Source organism: Pseudomonas sp. CH235 (assembly GCF_004368175.1).
GTDB lineage: Bacteria > Pseudomonadota > Gammaproteobacteria > Pseudomonadales > Pseudomonadaceae > Aquipseudomonas > Aquipseudomonas paraglycinae.
The window spans coordinates 84,227-103,128 of the sequence record NZ_RRZJ01000004.1; the positions used below are offsets into that span (position 1 = coordinate 84,227).

An 18,902-nucleotide genomic window follows, 5' to 3' on the forward strand; every position below is an offset into this window, starting at 1 on the left:
GGTAGAACAATCGCTGCGATTCTAGTGTGCCATCACTTTTGGCCACAAGCCCACTAAGGAAATTGGTTAGCAGGGTCAAGCAGCAACACGCCCGAACTCACTCTTCATCAAAATAATCGCGATCCAGCGTCGGCAACCGCAACAAACGCGATGTCACGCCCACCTCATGATCCATCATCAGATGCACCAGTCGCGTCCCGTCTACCAGCACAATACCGTCCACCGATTTGGCGAAGTCGACGGCGTGCGCCGTAAAACCAGAGGTGGTAATGAACACACCGCGCTTGGCCTTTTGTCCTGCGAGCGCGCCATAGAACGCCTGTAACTCAGGTCGGCCAACCGTGTTCTGCCAACGCTTGGCCTGTACGTAAACCTTCTCCAACCCCAATTTATCGAGCGAGATAATGCCGTCGATGCCGGCATCACCGGAACCTCCGACACGTTGCAAGTCGTTGCGACTGGCGCCGTAACCCAAGCGATGAAGAACATCCAGCACGATTACTTCAAAACGGTTAGGGCTTACTTGCAGCAAGTTGTCCAAAAGGTCGGCCGCCGTGGCATCGCGTAATTCCTTAAGCGCTCGCTCCAGTCGGTCGTCGGGGCTCTCGGTGGCGGAGGCTAGATCGGGCTCCACATTTGGTTGGTCATCCAGTGGCTCGGCGTCAGGCGCGACTTTCAGCTTCACATTCATGTAGCCGATTGCTAAGTGCTCCACATCCGTGGTCGACAGTGGAAATGCATGCTCCTTGGCGTACTGCACGCCTGCGTCGGTCAACTTCCAATAACCGCGTTTGGCACTGCTGGAAAGACCTGCGCGCTTGAGTCGATCGTGTGCCCAGCCTGATCGGTTCTTGTAGGTAGCCTGACCACTGGCGATCAGTTCTTCGCGCTGAGCTTCACTCAGTTGCAGCATTTTTGCTGCTGATTCATGAGCGTCCCGAGCGATTGCACCCTCGGGTTTTGTGGCGAGAAAGCGAAGGATCGGCTCAATGAACTGATCGTAGGTTGGAACGGACATGGGCGCATCCCTGTGCTGAAAGTGTTTTCGTGCCGATCGGATGGCGATTGTAAATCAACGGTGGATATGGAGGGCTTCGCGACTAAAGCGTCTGCAGGTGAAAGCGTAAGTCGCTATGTCAGTTTCACCATCAATCCGCAAAAACACCGCAAAGCGCATTGCCTTGGTAACCATGAACGATCGGTCCCAACATCATGAATGGGCCGCAAGCGTAGAAAGGGGATGGGACTTTTTGCTGCGAGTCGAGCAGAACGGCTTCGTTTCCGAACTCGTCGTTGCCGAAGGACTGCTCGAAATACGATGTGCACACCGGTAGTTTCAATGGCACCGGAATGATCAGTGCCCAAACGGTGATCCCGCACCATTCCCGTGTAGGCGTCGACGTGACCGTTCTGCTGATTTGCGGTGTGATTGATCGATAGCTTTGCGCTTTGTAAGCGTCTGTCTTGACGGTTGTTTTTTCCGGGAGCGATACGATTGCTCCAACACATCCTGAAAGACAAAGGCACGAGGCGGCTGTCAGGCCAACTGATTTCATGTTTGAAGTGATGGTTTTGGGCATCAATGTTGAACGTCCTTGTGGGGTGACTTGAGCAATCTAAGTTGCCGTCGCTTCCAGCAGGCGGGGCTCTGTTATGCGATGAGTTGTGCAAGCACCATTACACAGCGCTCTGCCCGTAAACCGACCCCCGGCCGGTTTTTCAGCAGGCATTAAAAAGCCGGCTTGTGGCCGGCTTCTCGGGGACTGGCTTGGTTTATTTTTGGTAAACCGCGCCAGCCTTCAAAACGTACATCCGGATCTTGCGTCCGGCTGTGGGACTTGGTCAGACAGTGGTCTGCCGCGTCAGGCGTCATCCGGGCCGCTTGGCGGGCCGATGCGCGAATGTGGGGCGCAGGATACTGAGTTTTGTTGGGGATTCCCAGTGCGAAGTGCGGGATAGAGCGTTCTATCCATGAAAAATCCCGTATTTGTACCGACTATCCGGGCCGGTTGCCCCTCACGACAGAAGCTGGCTCAGAGAAACGGCACCACCGGCCGCCGCTTGCCCAGCGTCGACCACCAGAACACCCACCCCAATACATGAATCCTCTGCTCCTCGATCTGCGCCGCGCGGAAGATCTCGTCCGGGTATTCGGCGCTGTTGTGGCTGCGCAGGCGCAATGCGTTGCCGGGCATGCGGTGCAGGTATTTGATGCGCAGCATGCCGTCGTGTTCGATGGCGTAGATTTCGCCGTCCACCACCTGGGTGAGGCCGCGGTCGATGGCGAGGGTGGAGCCGTCTTCGATTTTCTCGGCCATGCTGTTGCCGATCATGTGGGTGCAGATGGCGTCGGTGTGGCGGATCTCCAGTGTTTCTAGGTGGCTGCGGGGCAGGCGGATGGTTTGTTCCGGGTCTTTGATGACATGGGTTTTGTCGGAGCCGGGGGCGACCGGGGTTTCTTTGTAGAGCGGCAATTCGATGTCGTTGGTTTCGAGCACCGTGTAGACGCCGCGAATGGCATGCGCATCGAGGATGTCGCCCGAGTCCGTATGCAGGTGCGGGGCGTCTTTCGGGCCTTCGCCGGTCTTCAGCCATTGGCTGTTGACGGACAACAGGCGCGCAACTTCTTCCATGCGGTACGCGGGTACGCCCCGGGTGTACCAGTTATGAACGTTTTGGGCTTCCGTGCCCCAGAACTTTGCGAATCCCGTGGTGGTGATGTTCGCAGCTTCCAGGAGTGCCTTGAATCTTGGACCGCTAGTGTTCTTTCTCATAAACACGAGTCTACGACCGGCCTAGAGCGGTTTGAATAAACCTTGCGTTCAAAATCAGGGCAAATTTTGCGACGGGATGTAAGACGTCCTTGTGGGAAATTACACACACCAAAACTTTTCTGTAGGTCGCTATAAACAGGCTGTTTAAGCACTTATCTGGCAGGCACAAAAAACCCCGGATCAACCGGGGTTTTCTTCAAGCGTGTCGCAGGTCGCGAGACTTAGCCTTTGTAGGCAGCAACCGACTTGGTGATCGCGGCGCGGGCAGCGTCAGCGCCGTCCCAGCCTTCGATTTTCACCCATTTGCCTTTTTCGAGATCTTTGTAGTTCGCGAAGAAGTGCTCGATCTGCTGGATCAGCAGGGCTGGCAGGTCGGTGTATTCCTTCACGTCCACGTACAGCTGGGACAGCTTGTCGTGTGGGACTGCGATGACTTTGGCATCGCCGCCGCCGTCGTCGGTCATGTTCAGGATGCCGACTGGACGCGCGCGGATCACCGAACCTGGAGCAACCGGGTAAGGGGTTACGACCAGCACGTCCAGGGGATCACCGTCGTCAGCCAGGGTGTTCGGGATGTAACCGTAGTTGGCCGGGTAGAACATCGGGGTGGCCATGAAACGGTCAACGAACAGGCAATCGCTGTCTTTGTCGATTTCGTATTTGATCGGCGCGTGGTTGGCCGGGATCTCGATCGCGACGTAGATGTCGTTCGGCAGGTCTTTGCCAGCCGGAATCTTGCTGTAGCTCATTGGGCGTTGCCCCCGTTAGTTGACCAAAAACACTTGGCCGGATTGACCAAAAAGTGGCGGCGATTATAGGCATATTCTGCCGTGGACGCCATGTACCGGAAGTCGTGCAGACCTTTACTCGTGAGCCTGATAGACCGGGTCGCTGGCCTGAAGTTGCTTCAGGCGCGCCAACGGATCCTGGCGGTAGAAAAGCCGCAGCTGCGCATACACCTGTGGATAAGCTTCGTGCAGCAGATCCGGAGCGCTGAAGAAGTACTCGCTGGTGACGGCGAAGAACTCGGCCGGGTTCTCGGCGGCATACGGGTCGATGGCGGTTTCGGCGTCGGGATGGCGGTCGAGCTGGCGATTGAGGTCGTCGTACGCCGCCTGCATCACCTCGGCCCAGTCGCTGACCCGCATGTCGGCATGCAGCGGTGGCAGGCCGTTGGCGTCACCGTTGAGCATGTCCAGCTTGTGCGCCAGTTCGTGGATCACCAGGTTGTAGCCTTCCCAGCCACCACTGGCCATCACGCCGGGCCAGGCGAGGATGATCGGCCCTTGTTGCCACGCTTCGCCGCTGTGTTCGCCGTCCCACTCATGCTCGACGCCGCTGGCATCGCGATGGCGCTGGGGGCTGAGGAAGTCGTCGGGGTAGAGGACGATTTCATGAAAACCCTGATACCAGTTCAGATCGCCGAGATGCAAAAGTGGCAGTTGCGCCTGGGCGGCGAGCAGCAGGCGTTGTTCCTGATGCAATTCGACACCGGGCAGGGCGGTCAGGTGTTTGTCTTCGAGGAACAGCACGCTGGTTTCGCGCAGCCACTGGTCTTCAGCGGCAGTGATGCCATCGAGAAAACTCAGGTGATGGCGCACCCGCTGCCACATATCGTCGGCAATCGGGTACTTCGCCAGAATGCGCCGGCGTCGCCAGGCGCTCAGCGACCACATCGGCTTAGTGCGATTGGGCTTTGGTGCCGCCGAAACGGCTGCGAACCACGCCGATGATCATCGGAATCAGCGACAGCAGAATGATGCCGACCACCAGCAGCGACAGGTTCTTCTTGATGAACGGCACGTTGCCGAAGAAGTAGCCCAGCGTCACCAGACCGCCGACCCACAGGACCGTACCGAACACGCTGAAACCGAAGAACCGCGGGTAAGGCATCTTCGCGACACCGGCGACGAACGGGGCAAAGGTACGGATGATCGGCAGGAAGCGCGCCAGGGTTACAGTCTTGCCACCGTGTTTGTCGTAAAAGTCGTGGGTCTGTTGCAGATAGTCGCGGCGGAAGATCTTCGAATTCGGATTGCTGAACAGTTTTTCACCGGCCGTTCGTCCGATCACGTAGTTGGTGCTGTCGCCGAGGATCGCCGCGAGCATCAGCAAGCCCGCCAGCAATACCGGATCCATACCGCCGCCCGCAGCCACTGCGCCGGCGATGAACAGCAGGGAATCACCCGGCAGGAATGGCATCACCACCAGACCGGTCTCGCAGAAGATCACCAGAAACAGGATGGCGTAGATCCAAGGCCCGTAATTATTCACCAGCAGGTCGAGGTAAACATCGAGATGCAGGATAAGGTCGAGCGGGTTGAAATCCATGGAGGCACCTGTGGTGATGGCCTGACTCGGCAGACCTGTGCGGATGACTTCGTGTAAGCCTACAAGCGGGTGTAGTTTTTCTTACAAGCCGGAAAGATCGGGATTATACGGGCAGAGGGGTGAAAAGCGCGTTGGTTTTGTAGCGGGGGATGTCGGTGTGAATAAATGTCGGGTTGGCATTCATTTTGGGGAGGGAGTCTGCTCCCTCCCCGCAGGGCACCCCGCGATCAGAGTTCTTCGCTGATCGGCAGCACGTAGTTCTTGAACTCGGTGTCTTCCTTGAACCCGATGGATTCGTAGGTTTTCTGCGCCACTTCATTGTCGGCGCTGGTGGAGACGCGCATGCGCACGGCCTGGGTTTCCTTGGCCATTTTCTTCGCGGTGCGGATCAGGTTGTCGGCTACCAATTGGCGGCGGGCGTCCTCGGCGACATAGATGTCGTTGAGAATCCACACGCGCTTGAGCGACAGGGAGGAAAAGCTCGGGTAGAGCTGGCAGAAGCCCATGAGCTTCTTGTCGTCGTCATCGGCCAGGGCCAGGTAGATCACCGATTCCTTGCGTCGCAGGCGCTTTTCGAGAAAGGCCCGGGACGAGTCCGGGTAGGGCAGGGAGCCGTAGAACTCGCGGTACTTAACGAACAACGGGGTCAGCAAATCCAGGTGTTCGAGGGTCGCTTGGATAATCCGCATGGTAGGTCTCGTCCTTCAAGTGGCTGTCTTCACGTGGGGCTGACGGCAACGGGAAACCTTGGGCGGCCGTGCGTCGATCCTGCCTCAAACCGGTGCAGAAAGGCAATGCGGAAACGGTTCAGGCTGGGGGCGGATCGAGTAGGAAATTACTCTTCATGTCTGCACCGGCTTCCGATTCCAGCGTCTGAACCTGCGCTTCGTCCTTCAGATTGACGCCCGACAGCTGTCGCCGACAAGCTTCGCGCATCAGGTACAGCAAGCGATGCGCCGCCATGCCGTAACTGAGCCCTTCCAGCCGCACATTGGAGATGCAGTTGCGGTAAGCATCCGTGAGGCCGACCTTTGGATTGTAGGTGAAATATAAACCCAGGCTGTCCGGCGAACTGAGGCCCGGACGCTCTCCAATCAGCATCACGACCATTTTCGCGCCCAGCAACTGGCCGATTTCATCGCCAATCGCCACCCGGCCCTGTTCCACCAGTACCACCGGCGCGGTCGACCATTCGTCGGCGCTCATCTGTTCTTCCAGACGGGTGAGAAACGGCAGGGTATGCCGATGCACCGCCAGCGCCGACAGACCGTCCGCCACCACAATCACCAGATCCACACCGCCCGGATGCGCCTGGGCGTATTCGCGCAGGGTCTGGGCCGATTGATCGCTCAATTTGCGCCCCAGGTCCGGGCGTTGCAGGTAGCTGTTGCGATCCACCGCCGCGCTGTGCAGCAGCAGGCTGTCGCGCTGGCGCTCGGTCAGTTGGGCGCTGAGCCCGGCGTGATCGAACGGCAAATGCACCGCGTCCCGAGCCTGGGCGTGGGCGAACTGGAAATCCAGCTGTGCACGGGTCGGCAGGCTGGTGCCGGTGCGGCCGAGGGCAATGCGCGCCGGGGTCAGACGACGCAGCTCCAGCCACGGGTTTTGCGGATCGACGGGCGGTTTTTCCATCTGACTCATCCCAGTTGCGCCAAGGCCTGGCGGAAGGCCGGCGGCAGGTTGTTGCCAAAGCGGACCTTGCCGTCCGCCTGGGTGAAGATGCCCATGTTCGCCAGCCACTGTTCGAATTCCGGCGCCGGTTTCAGGCCAAGTGTCTGGCGCGCATAGAGCGCGTCGTGGAACGAGGTGGTCTGGTAGTTGAGCATGATGTCGTCGGAGCCGGGGATGCCCATGATGAAGTTGATCCCGGCCACGCCGAGCAGGGTCAGCAGGGTGTCCATGTCATCCTGGTCGGCTTCGGCGTGGTTGGTGTAGCAGATGTCGCAGCCCATCGGCACGCCTAGCAGCTTGCCGCAGAAGTGGTCTTCGAGGCCCGCGCGGATGATCTGTTTGCCGTTGTACAGGTATTCCGGGCCGATGAATCCTACGACGGTGTTCACCAGAAACGGCTTGAAATGGCGCGCCACGGCGTAGGCCCTTGTCTCGCAGGTCTGTTGATCGACGCCGTGGTGGGCATTGGCCGACAGGGCGCTGCCCTGGCCGGTTTCGAAATACATCAGGTTCTGCCCGAGCGTGCCGCGATTGAGGCTCAGACCCGCTTCATAACCTTCCTGCAAGATGTTCAGGTTGATGCCGAAACTGGCGTTGGCCGCTTCGGTGCCGGCAATCGACTGGAACACCAGATCCAGCGGCACACCACGGTTGACCGCTTCTATAGAGGTGGTGACGTGGGTCAGCACGCAGGCCTGGGTCGGAATGTCGTAGCGCTGGATGATCGCGTCGAGCATTTCCAGCATCGCGCAAATCGAGGCGATGCTGTCGGTGGCCGGGTTGATGCCGATCATGGCGTCGCCGTTACCGTACAGCAGACCGTCGAGAATGCTCGCCGCGATGCCGGACGGTTCGTCGGTCGGGTGATTGGGTTGCAGCCTTGTGGATAACCGTCCCCGCAGGCCCAAAGTGCCGCGAAATTGGGTGACGACGCGGATCTTCTGCGCCACCAGCACCAGATCCTGCACGCGCATGATCTTCGACACGGCCGCGACCATTTCCGGTGTCAGGCCGGGGGCGAGGGCGCGCAGACTGGACTCGTCTGCCGCTTCGCTCAACAGCCAGTCGCGAAAGCCGCCAACCGTAAGATGGCTGACGACCGCAAAGGCCTGTTTGTCATGGCTGTCGATGATCAGTCGGGTGACTTCATCGGATTCGTAGGGGATCAGCGCTTCCTGCAAAAAATGCGTGAGCGGGATGTCGGCCAGCGCCATTTGCGCGGCCACCCGTTCGCCATCGTTGAGCGCGGCGACGCCCGCCAGGAAGTCCCCGGAACGTGCAGGGCTGGCCTTGGCCATCACGTCCTTGAGGCTGTCGAAGCGGTAGGTCTGGGCGCCGACGGTATGGGCAAATGCGGCCATGGGGCGCGTTCCTCCTGAATGAATGCTTTTAGTGCGGGCACCGAGCCCGAGGCCCGATGCCGGTGCAGCTCAGTTAGCGTTTAGATACCTTCGAGCATAGCGTCTGCCGGTGCTTCGGAGCGTTGCTTGGCGGTCAACTGGAAGTACAGGTAGCCGGCGGCCATGAAACCCAGGAACACACAGCCGATCAGCGTGTTGAACCAGGCCATCGCCACCAGGCACACCACCGCCAGGAACAGCGCGATGGCCGGCACCAGCGGATAGCCCGGTGCGCGGAAGGTGCGCTCCAGATTCGGCTCGGTTTTGCGCAGTTTGAACAGGCTGAGCATGCTGATGATGTACATCACGATGGCGCCGAACACCGACATGGTGATCATCGCCGCCGTCAGGGTCATGCCTTGCAGGTTGACCAGACCGTCGCTGTAGATCGCCGCGATGCCGATCACGCCGCCGGCCAGAATCGCCCGGTGCGGGGTCTGGAAACGCGAGAGTTTGGCCAGGCCTTTCGGCAGATAACCGGCCCGGGCCAGGGCGAAGAACTGCCGCGAGTAGCCGAGGATGATCCCGTGGAAACTCGCTACCAGCCCGAACAGGCCGATCCACACCAGCATGTGCATCCAGGTCGAGTTGTTGCCGACCACCGCTTTCATCGCCTGCGGCAGCGGGTCGTTGATGTTCGACAGTTGACGCCAGTCGCCGACGCCGCCGGCCATCACCATTACGCCGATGGCCAGGAATACGAGGGTCAGGATGCCGCTGACATAGGCCCGTGGAATCGTGCGCTTCGGGTCCTTGGCTTCCTCGGCCGCCATGGCCGCGCCTTCGATGGCGAGGAAGAACCAGATCGCGAAGGGAATCGCCGCGAAAATGCCCGGAATCGAGCCCATCGTGAACTCATTGGCACCCGACCAGCCGTTCAGCACGAAGTTGCTGAAGCTGAAGCCCGGCGCAACCACGCCCATGAACACCAGCAGTTCAGCGACGGCGAGCACGGTCACCACCAACTCAAAGGTCGCGGCGATGCTGACGCCAAGGATGTTCAGTGTCATGAACACGAAATACGCGCCGACTGCCGCGAGTTTCGGATCGAGCCCCGGATATTGCACGTTCAGATAGGCGCCGATGGCCATGGCGATGGCCGGCGGGGCGAACACGAATTCGATCAGGGTGGCGATGCCGGCGATCAATCCGCCTTTCTCGCCGAACGCCCGACGGCTGTAGGCAAACGGCCCGCCCGCGTGGGGGATCGCGGTGGTCAGTTCGGTGAAACTGAAGATGAAGCAGGTGTACATGGTCGCGACCATCAGGGCCGTGACCAGGAAACCCAAGGTTCCTGCGGTGCCCCAGCCATAACTCCAGCCGAAGTATTCGCCGGAAATCACCAGGCCGACGGCAATGCCCCAAAGGTGCAGGGTGCCGAGTGTGGGTTTGAGCTGTGTGGTGGAAGTCATAAGTCCTCTCTGTCTTTTTTATTGTTCGATCTGTTGGACTTTCGGGTGCAGCGGTTGAGTGAGTGGATGCTGTTCACGCAGCGGCAGTGTTCACGCAAATCCTGAATGACGGGTACGCAAGGCCCGTGCCAGAGCGGCCAGGCCAGGAAGTGTCATCGGGATTAAAAGGGCGACACCGATATTTCGGTGCCGCCCTTGGTTTTTAGAAGAAGCCCAGCGGATTGATGTCGTAGCTCACCAGCAGGTTTTTGGTCTGCTGGTAGTGGTCGAGCATCATCTTGTGGGTTTCACGGCCGACGCCGGACTTCTTGTACCCGCCGAACGCGGCGTGCGCCGGGTACAGGTGGTAGCAGTTGGTCCACACACGACCGGCCTTGATGGCGCGGCCCATGCGATAGGCGCGGTTGATGTCGCGGGTCCAGAGGCCAGCACCCAGGCCGAACTCGGTGTCGTTGGCAATCGCCAGGGCTTCGGCTTCGTCCTTGAAGGTGGTGATGCTCACCACCGGGCCGAAGATTTCTTCCTGGAACACCCGCATCTTGTTGGTGCCCTTGAGCAGGGTCGGCTGGATGTAATACCCGGTCGCCAGGCTGCCCTCGAGTTTTTCCACCTTGCCGCCGGTCAGCAGTTCGGCACCTTCGCCCTTGGCGATTTCCAGGTACGAAAGGATCTTGTCGAATTGCTGCTCGGATGCCTGGGCGCCAACCATGGTGTCGGTATCGAGTGGGTCGCCACGTTTGATCTGGCTGACTTTCTTCATCACCGCTTCCATGAACTGCGGATAGATCGACTCCTGAACCAGTGCACGGGACGGGCAGGTGCAGACTTCGCCCTGGTTGAAGAACGCCAGCACCAGGCCTTCGGCGGCTTTTTCGATGAAGCTTGGCTCGGCCTGCATGATGTCTTCGAAGAAGATGTTCGGCGACTTGCCGCCCAGCTCAACGGTGGACGGAATGATGTTTTCGGCAGCGCATTTCATGATGTGCGAGCCGACCGGGGTCGAGCCGGTGAAGGCGATCTTGGCGATGCGTTTGCTGGTGGCCAGGGCTTCGCCGGCTTCTTTGCCGAACCCTTGCACCACGTTGAGCACGCCCGGCGGCAGCAGGTCGCCGATCAGTTCCAGCAGCACGCTGATGCCCAGCGGGGTTTGCTCGGCAGGCTTGAGCACCACGCAGTTGCCGGCGGCCAGGGCCGGGGCGAGTTTCCATGCGGCCATCAGGATCGGGAAGTTCCACGGGATGATCTGGCCGACCACGCCCAGCGGTTCATGGATGTGATAGGCGACGGTATTGCCATCGATCTCGGCGGCGCTGCCTTCCTGGGCGCGCAGGCACCCGGCGAAATAGCGGAAGTGGTCGGCAGCCAGCGGGATGTCGGCGTTGAGGGTTTCGCGGATGGCTTTGCCGTTGTCCCAGGTTTCGGTGATCGCCAGGGTTTCGAGGTTCTGTTCGATGCGGTCGGCGATTTTCAGCAGGATCAGCGAGCGGGCCTGGGCGGAAGTGGAACCCCAGGCATCGGCAGCGGCGTGGGCGGCGTCCAGGGCTTTTTCGATGTCTTCGGCCGTGGAGCGCGGGAATTCGGCAATCGGTTGGCCATTTACTGGCGAGGTGTTGGTGAAGTACTGACCTTTGACAGGCGCGACGAACTCGCCGCCGATGTAGTTACCGTACTTGCTCTTGAACGAGACTTTGGCGCCTTCAGTACCGGGGTGAGCGTAACGCATGATGATGTTCTCCTTGGCTTTGTACTTATTAGAGAAACGCGCATGAGCGCTTGCTATAAGCGTAGAGCAAAGGTCGGGCCACTGCCGTGCAGGTCAGGCAAATCAAGGCTTTGCGAGATTTGTGTCGGACAAGTGGCAAGCGTCTGTGGCGGTATCGGTACAGCCTGGGTGACAGTTTGTACCGCTTCTGGCACAACCCGTGACCGGGCGGTCTTGCCAGCATTGCAAAGACCGGTTGGCTGGAGGATGCTGGTCACCACTTCACGCATGGGCCGATGAGCCTCGGGGAGAATAATAAGAAATGCACGACAACCATTTGAGTCGCCATGCCCAACAGGTTCTCACCGTCACCCAGGGCAAGCCGCACCTGCATGGCCCCGGTGCCGACCCCTCGATTGCCCGCTCGTGGCTGCGTTGTCTTGAGGACTATCACCTCGACCCGGCCCTGACCATGGCGCCGACCGTGCTCGAACACGGTCGAATCCTGGAAAGCCGCGAACGCTTGCAACAGGTGTTGCAGATCGCCGGCAATGAAATGAGCAGCCTGCATCAACAACTCTCCGGCGCCGGCCACGCGGTGCTGCTGACCGACGCGCGCGGGGTGATCCTCAACTGCGTCACCGCTCCCGCCGAACGCAAGATTTTCGAACGCGCCGGCCTGTGGCTGGGTTCCGACTGGAGCGAGGCCTGCGAAGGCACCAACGGCATCGGCACCTGCCTGGTGGAACGTCAGGCCCTGACGATTCATCAAGACGAACACTTTCGCGGTCGTCACACCGGCCTGACCTGCTCGGCGAGCCCGGTGTTCGACCCGCACGGCGAGCTGCTGGCGGTGCTCGATGTTTCCTCGGCTCGGCATGACGTCTCGCGCCAGAGCCAGTTCCACACCATGGCGCTGGTCAATCTGTCGGCGAAGATGATCGAGAGCTGCTACTTCCTGCGCTGCTTCGATAACCAATGGTTGTTGCGTTTCCACCTTCAGGCTGAGTCCGTCGGGCTGTTTAGCGAAGGGTTGCTGGCGTTTGACGGGGAAGGGCGGATCAGTGCGGTCAATCAGAGTGCATTGAACCTGCTCGGGCACATCCGTGGCGGCTTGCTCGGTAAACCGGTGGAGGCGTTTTTCGATTGTTCGCTGGATGAGTTGCTCGGGCGCGCCAGTGCCAATGCCAGCGCCAGTTGGCCGCTGCGTACTCGCGATGGGCGGCATCTGTTTGCGGTGCTGCGCGGCGAAACCCGTCGGCCGCTGCCAGCAGTACCGGTTCCGGCGCCTTTGGAAGCGCCGCGTCTTGCGGGCATTTGCCTTGGTGATGCGGCGTTGCAGTCGGATTTCCGCAAGTCGCTGCGGGTGTTCGAGCGTGACGTGCCGCTGCTGATCAACGGCGAAACCGGTTCTGGCAAGGAAGCATTCGCCAAGGCTGTGCATAACGCCAGTCAGCGCGCCGGCAAAGCGTTCGTCGCCCTCAACTGCGCGGCAATTCCCGAAAGCCTGATCGAGAGCGAACTGTTCGGTTATCGCGGCGGCAGCTTCACCGGCGCGCGCAAGGACGGCATGCGCGGCAAGCTGCAGCAGGCCGATGGCGGCACGTTGTTCCTCGATGAAATCGGCGACATGCCGCTGGCTCTGCAGACTCGCCTGTTGCGGGTGCTGGAAGACCGGCAGGTGGTGCCGATCGGCGGCGAGCCGGAAGCGGTCAACGTGCGAATCATCAGCGCCACCCACCGCAATTTGCTGGAGCGGGTCGGTGATGGCAGTTTCCGGGAAGACCTTTACTACCGGCTCAACGGGCTGGAAGTGGCGCTGCCGCCGTTGCGCGAGCGCAGTGACAAGTCGCAGCTGCTGGATTTCCTGCTGGCCGAAGAGGCGGGCGGGGAAACGATCCTGATCGACGAACCGGCGCGCCAGGCTTTGCTCGGGTTCAACTGGCCGGGCAATGTGCGGCAGATGCGCAATGTGCTGCGCACGCTGGCGGCGTTGTGCGATGAGGGGCGGATCGGGCTGGATGATCTGCCGGCGATGTTTCGGCATGTGCAGCCGCTGTTGGTGAAAGCCGATGAAACTGCATCCGAACATCCGCTGGAAGATGCCGAGCGGCTGGCCTTGCTCAGTGCGCTGGAACACACGCGCTGGCACATGACCCACACGGCGCAGCAACTGGGCGTCAGCCGCAATACGCTCTATAGAAAGCTGCGCAAGCACGGGATTGAGCGGCGTGTCAGTTAAAAGCCCCTCACCCTAGCCCTCTCCCAGAGGGAGAGGGAACTGACCGCGGCGTCTTTTGGCATACATCGACCTGAGCGACCGAGTCGATTATGGATTCGGGCCGGAGTTCACCGTGATGTGTCAGGTCGGCGTACCTCGAGAGAACACGACGGTCGGTTCCCTCTCCCTTGGGAGAGGGCTAGGGTGAGGGGCGCGATCTCAAGTCGGACACAAATCCAGACCTCCACCCTCAATCAGCTAAAGAGTGCGGTTTTCACCTCCCTGCGCTAACCTGCGGCCATGTTTTACGAGGTCGACTATGCACATTCATATTCTGGGTATCTGCGGGACTTTCATGGGCTCGATGGCGGTTCTGGCCAAAGAGCTGGGCCATCACGTGACCGGCTCCGATGCCAACGTCTATCCGCCGATGAGCACCCAGCTCGAAGCCCAGGGCATTCAGTTGACCCAGGGCTACGACCCGGCGCAGCTTGATCCCGCACCGGATCTGGTGGTGATCGGCAACGCCATGTCCCGCGGCAATCCGGCAGTGGAATATGTGCTGAACAAAGGCTTGCCGTACGTGTCCGGCCCGCAATGGCTGGCCGACCATGTGCTGCAAGGTCGTTGGGTGCTGGCGGTTGCCGGTACGCACGGCAAGACCACCACCAGCAGCATGCTCGCCTGGGTACTGGAACACGCCGGCATGAGCCCGGGCTTCCTGATCGGCGGAGTGCCGCAGAATTTCTCGGTGTCGGCACGTCTGGGTGGTACGCCGTTCTTCGTGATCGAGGCTGACGAATACGACAGCGCGTTCTTCGACAAGCGTTCGAAGTTCGTCCACTACCGTCCGCGCACGGCGATCCTCAACAACCTTGAGTTCGATCACGCTGACATCTTCCCCGATCTGCCAGCCATCGAGCGGCAGTTCCACCACTTGGTGCGCACCATCCCGAGCGAAGGCCTGGTGATTCACCCGACCACCGAACCGGCCTTGCAGCGTGTGATCGAGATGGGCTGCTGGACCCCGGTGCAGACCACCGGTGCCGGCGGTCAATGGCAGGTCAAGTTGCTGAAAGACGATGGCTCGGCGTTCGAAGTGATGTTCGAAGGCGTTTCCCAAGGCGTGGTCGAGTGGGAATTGACTGGCCAACATAACGTTGCCAACGCCCTGGCCACTCTGGCCGCAGCACGTCACGTCGGCGTTGTGCCGTCGATGGGCATTGCCGGATTGAGCGCATTCAAGAGCGTCAAACGCCGGATGGAAAAAGTCGCGGAAGTGCGCGGTATTACCATCTACGACGACTTCGCCCACCACCCGACCGCGATTGCCACCACCCTTGATGGCCTGCGCAAACGTATCGGCGATGCGCCGCTGATCGCGATCATCGAGCCGCGCTCCAACTCGATGAAGCTCGGCGCCCACCGTGACGGTCTGCCGGACAGCGTGGTCGATGCCGATCAGGTGATCTGGTACGCCCCGGCCAACCTCGGCTGGGATCTGGCAGGCACCGCCGCACTTTGCACCGTGCCGTCGATTGTCAGCGATTCGCTGGAAGGCATCATCGAACGCGTGAAGAGCCAGGCTCAGCCCGGTACTCACGTGGTGATCATGAGCAACGGCGGCTTCGGCGGCCTGCACGGCAAACTCGCCGAGGCGCTGAAATGAACACTCGTCTGGCGAGCAATGGCCCGGAACGCATAACGCTGGCGATGACTGGCGCGTCCGGCGCCCAGTACGGCCTGCGCCTGCTGGATTGTCTGGTGCGCGAGGATCGCGAGGTGCATTTCCTGATCTCCAAGGCCGCGCAACTGGTTATGGCCACCGAGACCGACGTGTCGCTGCCGGCCAAGCCACAAATGATGCAGGCGTTCCTCACCGAATACACTGGCGCGTCCGCCGGGCAGATCCGTGTGTACGGCAAGGAAGACTGGATGTCACCGGTGGCCTCGGGCTCCGGCGCTCCGGCGGCGATGGTGGTGGTGCCGTGCTCGACCGGCACCTTGTCGGCCATTGCCACCGGCGCCTGCAACAACCTGATCGAACGGGCGGCGGACGTCACCTTGAAGGAGCGTCGCCAGTTGATTCTGGTGCCGCGCGAAGCGCCGTATTCGAGCATTCACCTGGAGCACATGCTCAAGTTGTCGAACATGGGCGTGACCATCCTGCCGGCCTCGCCGGGCTTCTATCACCAGCCGCAGACCATCGATGACCTGATCGATTTCGTGGTGGCGCGGATTCTCAATCTGCTGGGCATTCCCCAGGACATGCTGCCGCGTTGGGGCGAACACCATCTGAGCAGCGATGAATAAGCTGCTGGCGATGCTGCTGATCTTGCAACTGACCGGCTGCGCCACCGTGCGCACGCTCGATGCCGCCAAGTCCGGCGCGCCGGTGGTGTATTCCGGCACGCGGCTGGATCTGTATGCGATGAATGGCGGATGTTGCGCGATGGATCGATTCGGCGCCGAGGCACCGAGCTATCCCGGTGTGGATCTGCCGGCCAGCGCATTGCTCGATACGCTGCTGTTGCCGTTGTCGTTGCTGACGGTCATCGGTGTAGGGTTTCAGGCGACTGGCGGGTTATGAAAATCAATGGCACGACCCCGCAGGGGCGTGCCATTGAAACTCCCTATAACGTGATCGTTTCGGGCGGAAAGACGATGTCGTCGGAGAATATGTCCTGTCCCGCCGGCAATTCGATAACGCGCTTGCCGGCGTTCGCCACTTCATCGATCAACCCGTCATATTCGTCCCGGTTCAATTCTCCTGCCCGCGTGCGGGACTCGATGGCGTCGGCAGGGTTTTGATCCGATCCCGTGGCGTGCTTCAACGCCTGCAAATGGATATCTTCCACTGTCGCCGCGCGGGTCATGCCCGAGTTGACCAGCCAGACGCGCCTCGACGTGAAGCCGATCGACGACATCGATACATGGCCTTCCATCTTCATGCTCGGGAACCACGTTTTGCCGTCCGCAGGGCTTCGTTCGAGCCGCGTCGGGTTGTAGACGCGATTGTCCTGCCCAGCAACGACTTCCACATTGCGGGTATCGAGCAGGTAGCAAAACCGGATGCGTTGAGCGGGGGGCGTCGAAGTGCCGCTGGTTGTCTGGTGCGCCTCTATGCCTGTCACTCCTCTGGTTTCATTCGCAAAGTCCATGGCGCTCTTCAGGCTGAACATTGCACTGACGGGTGTCTCGCTCGTGGTGCCCACAGCCGATACCACGCGTGGGACCATGGCCCCGGGCCGGGCTATTTCGAAAGGTGTCCGGTCATCCACTTTGAACACGGCAGGAATGTCGGTTCTGTACAGATAATTGTGCGTATTGCGCTTGAAGCCGCTGAGCCGCAACAGCTCCTGAAAGAAGGGTTCGGTCAGACTGGCCTTCAGCAGGCTGGTGCCTTCTCCCTGATTTCTCAGCTGGATGATTTCAGCATCGATTTCCGGCAGAAACGGTTCGAAGAGTTTTTCGTTGGTTACCAGCCGGGTGCGATCCTGATAGGTCTTGACCCATCCAGGCATTTCATCATTGATCAGGTTCTTGAACTGCCCTGTCGGCGACAGCTCCTTGCACAGTCGTATTAGTTGCTGGACGGAAAGATTGTAGGGCTGGAACCGGGCGAGGATTTGCTCTCGTGTTTTAAGCGGAGAATCAGGGTTGGTCCACAGCCGCAGGTAGTCGAACAGTTGTTCACGCTGGGAAGGGTATTCCCGTTGTTTGACCCAGGCAGGCGGTTTCTGATGGCGCGCAACCTCCCGACGAAAGCGCACGATGTCGGGTCCTTCGATCCTGTAAAGGTTCCAGATGTCGATGTCCCGCCAGAACGGGCGCAGAACATTCTCTTTGTAGATCGGATAATCGGTGGCTTTGACGACAATCAGGCTGGCGCCTTCACGAAACGCCAGTTGGGTGAGAGGTCCATGATTGTCATTCAAGCCAGGCTTGCGTTGCATTTCGACATAACCATGGAAATTCGACTTGTCGAGATCCCAGGTGTAGTGGCGTTGATCACCGTAGGCAAGCGTGGCGTCCGCTGTCCCGGACGTGTCGGGTGTTGATGGGCGTGGAGAGGGCGAGCCGGGTGTTGGCGGGCTTGGCAATGGCGTTTGTGGGCCAGATGGGCTGCGGTGCAAGGTGACGGACTGGAGGTGTTCTGCCCATTGGGCGGGCGTGCGGTTCTGATGGTTCAGGAGGCTGTTGAACAGGTCGCGATCCATGTCCATGCCAGACCAGCGGTACAGCTCGTCAAACAGGTAGGCGTTTTCCATCCGTTGTGTCCGAACGGTAGCCCATAGAGGTTTCTTCCCGGTGCTGTGCGCTTCGCTGCGGAAACGGGTGATTTCTGCGCCCTGTATCCCGTAGAGATCCCAGATATCGCGGTCTGTCCAGGCTGTTAACAGTTCGGCTGGCTGATCGATTCGCGAAGCGGAAGGCTCGACACTGACAAACGAGCCGCTTTCGTCCATGAATGCATGATGCAGCGGCGGTCCCACCTCTTCGGTCCGGCGCATTTTTCGGTGCAGGACCACATAGCCATGGTGATTGTTGGCCTTCTCGTTCCATACGTAATGTTGGGTATCGACGTAAATCGGTGCAGTGTTCGGCTGCGTCCTGGCCGGTCCCGGCAGGTGGGGCTGTGCTGCGTTATCGTCGGTATTGTCTGCCTCCCGGTGTACCGTGGACTCGAGGGCCTGACTGATAACCCGCGGCTCAGCGACCCGCCAGGTATTGCTTTCGGTGTCGAATTGCAGGACGGGGCCCGAGGGCTGCGCTTCCTGTGGGCGCATCGCTCGGTAGGTTCCTAGGCCTTCGTCCCAGGCCACCATGACCGTCGTGGTCGTGGTGTATTGGACCTCGGCATAAATGCGTCCCCTGTGAACCCGCAACCCTTCGGTGTTGACGGCGGGTAATCGCGTTCGCAGTTGCGCCGGTAACTCGTAGTGACGGATCGATCCGCTCGCATGTGGGTCGCTGGATGAGCTTCCTTGAGTGTCTCCAGGCGGGTGGGTCAGATCCTGAATCTGTATCGCGGGCAATGTGTCACTTGAAGAAAGTGGGGCAGGCGCCTCCGTGGGGCGGCTGGCGCTGTCTGTTTCCGGGGATCGAATCAAACCCGGGAAATCATGACGCTGAGTCGGCGATGTTTCCGGAGTCGACCTGTCGAGGGTGGGTGGCGTTTTGCTGGTGCCTTTCGACGTTTTTGTTTGCGGTGCCATCAAGGAGTCCTTTCATTGATTGCCTGACGTGCTGTGGTGTCATCCCATGGCGGAATGGCCGTAGACGCAGGTGTGCTGGAGGGCACGTTATCCATGAAAGGGAAGGGGCACGTGGTAGATAGCTACGACACGCGGGTTGATTCGATTCACTTTATTTCGAATGTCGGCCAGT

Annotated in this window: 16 protein-coding genes; 4 read left to right on the top strand and 12 right to left on the bottom strand. The window is 60.1% G+C overall.

Annotation, left to right across the window (positions count from 1 at the left end):
* Positions 1–97: 97 nt before the first annotated feature.
* From EIY71_RS05970 to EIY71_RS06020, 11 genes are all read right to left on the bottom strand, one after another.
* Positions 98–1,018, bottom strand: coding sequence for a restriction endonuclease (locus EIY71_RS05970; protein ID WP_085747633.1), 921 nt, complete (start codon positions 1,016–1,018; stop codon positions 98–100).
* A 130-nt stretch (positions 1,019–1,148) separates the two neighbouring features.
* Positions 1,149–1,580: a hypothetical protein gene (locus EIY71_RS05975; protein WP_080770657.1), complete on the bottom strand. Its 432-nt coding sequence runs from the start codon at positions 1,578–1,580 to the stop codon at positions 1,149–1,151.
* 453 nt (positions 1,581–2,033) lie between these two features.
* Positions 2,034–2,774, bottom strand: a complete 741-nt coding sequence (locus tag EIY71_RS05980; RefSeq protein WP_085747634.1) for a S24 family peptidase — start codon at positions 2,772–2,774, stop codon at positions 2,034–2,036.
* Positions 2,775–2,995: 221 nt separating this feature from the next.
* Positions 2,996–3,523 carry an inorganic diphosphatase gene (gene ppa / locus EIY71_RS05985; RefSeq protein ID WP_007933577.1) on the bottom strand — a complete coding sequence of 176 codons (528 nt, stop codon included), beginning with the start codon at positions 3,521–3,523 and terminating at the stop codon, positions 2,996–2,998.
* A gap of 114 nt (positions 3,524–3,637) precedes the next feature.
* Positions 3,638–4,450 carry a zinc-dependent peptidase gene (locus tag EIY71_RS05990; protein ID WP_085747635.1) on the bottom strand — a complete coding sequence of 271 codons (813 nt, stop codon included), beginning with the start codon at positions 4,448–4,450 and terminating at the stop codon, positions 3,638–3,640.
* A gap of 4 nt (positions 4,451–4,454) precedes the next feature.
* Entirely contained in the window at positions 4,455–5,105 is a 651-nt protein-coding gene (locus EIY71_RS05995) for a DedA family protein (RefSeq protein WP_011336118.1), read from the bottom strand.
* A 227-nt stretch (positions 5,106–5,332) separates the two neighbouring features.
* On the bottom strand, positions 5,333–5,794 hold the full coding sequence (locus EIY71_RS06000; RefSeq protein ID WP_074691599.1) for an N-acetyltransferase: 462 nt from the start codon (positions 5,792–5,794) through the stop codon (positions 5,333–5,335).
* Between the two features lie 118 nt (positions 5,795–5,912).
* Positions 5,913–6,746, bottom strand: a complete 834-nt coding sequence (eutC, locus tag EIY71_RS06005; RefSeq protein WP_371857353.1) for an ethanolamine ammonia-lyase subunit EutC — start codon at positions 6,744–6,746, stop codon at positions 5,913–5,915.
* Complete coding sequence (locus EIY71_RS06010; RefSeq protein WP_134020932.1) at positions 6,743–8,137, bottom strand: ethanolamine ammonia-lyase subunit EutB; 1,395 nt, start codon at positions 8,135–8,137, stop codon at positions 6,743–6,745. Before EIY71_RS06010 ends, eutC begins: the two co-directional genes overlap by 4 nt.
* 80 nt (positions 8,138–8,217) lie before the next feature.
* Positions 8,218–9,588 (bottom strand): ethanolamine permease, encoded by a 1,371-nt coding sequence (gene eat / locus EIY71_RS06015; protein WP_134020935.1) that lies wholly within the window; start codon positions 9,586–9,588, stop codon positions 8,218–8,220.
* 202 nt (positions 9,589–9,790) lie between these two features.
* Positions 9,791–11,311 (bottom strand): aldehyde dehydrogenase family protein, encoded by a 1,521-nt coding sequence (locus tag EIY71_RS06020; protein ID WP_134020938.1) that lies wholly within the window; start codon positions 11,309–11,311, stop codon positions 9,791–9,793.
* Between the two features lie 301 nt (positions 11,312–11,612).
* On the opposite strand from EIY71_RS06020, the gene EIY71_RS06025 reads away from it, so the two are divergent.
* The 4 genes from EIY71_RS06025 to EIY71_RS06040 all read left to right on the top strand — a co-directional run bounded on the left by EIY71_RS06025 (position 11,613) and on the right by EIY71_RS06040 (position 16,101).
* Entirely contained in the window at positions 11,613–13,532 is a 1,920-nt protein-coding gene (locus EIY71_RS06025; protein WP_102686375.1) for a sigma-54-dependent Fis family transcriptional regulator, read from the top strand.
* Positions 13,533–13,830: 298 nt separating this feature from the next.
* On the top strand, positions 13,831–15,180 hold the full coding sequence (gene mpl / locus EIY71_RS06030; protein WP_007958628.1) for a UDP-N-acetylmuramate:L-alanyl-gamma-D-glutamyl-meso-diaminopimelate ligase: 1,350 nt from the start codon (positions 13,831–13,833) through the stop codon (positions 15,178–15,180).
* On the top strand, positions 15,177–15,824 hold the full coding sequence (gene ubiX, locus EIY71_RS06035; RefSeq protein WP_007958630.1) for a flavin prenyltransferase UbiX: 648 nt from the start codon (positions 15,177–15,179) through the stop codon (positions 15,822–15,824). Before mpl ends, ubiX begins: the two co-directional genes overlap by 4 nt.
* Complete coding sequence (locus EIY71_RS06040) at positions 15,817–16,101, top strand: YceK/YidQ family lipoprotein (RefSeq protein ID WP_085747641.1); 285 nt, start codon at positions 15,817–15,819, stop codon at positions 16,099–16,101. The genes ubiX and EIY71_RS06040 overlap by 8 nt, the downstream gene beginning before the upstream one ends.
* Before the next feature lie 43 nt (positions 16,102–16,144).
* Here the strand turns inward: EIY71_RS06040 and EIY71_RS06045 are convergent, their stop codons facing one another.
* Positions 16,145–18,730 (bottom strand): hypothetical protein, encoded by a 2,586-nt coding sequence (locus EIY71_RS06045; RefSeq protein WP_134020939.1) that lies wholly within the window; start codon positions 18,728–18,730, stop codon positions 16,145–16,147.
* Positions 18,731–18,902: the final 172 nt, after the last annotated feature.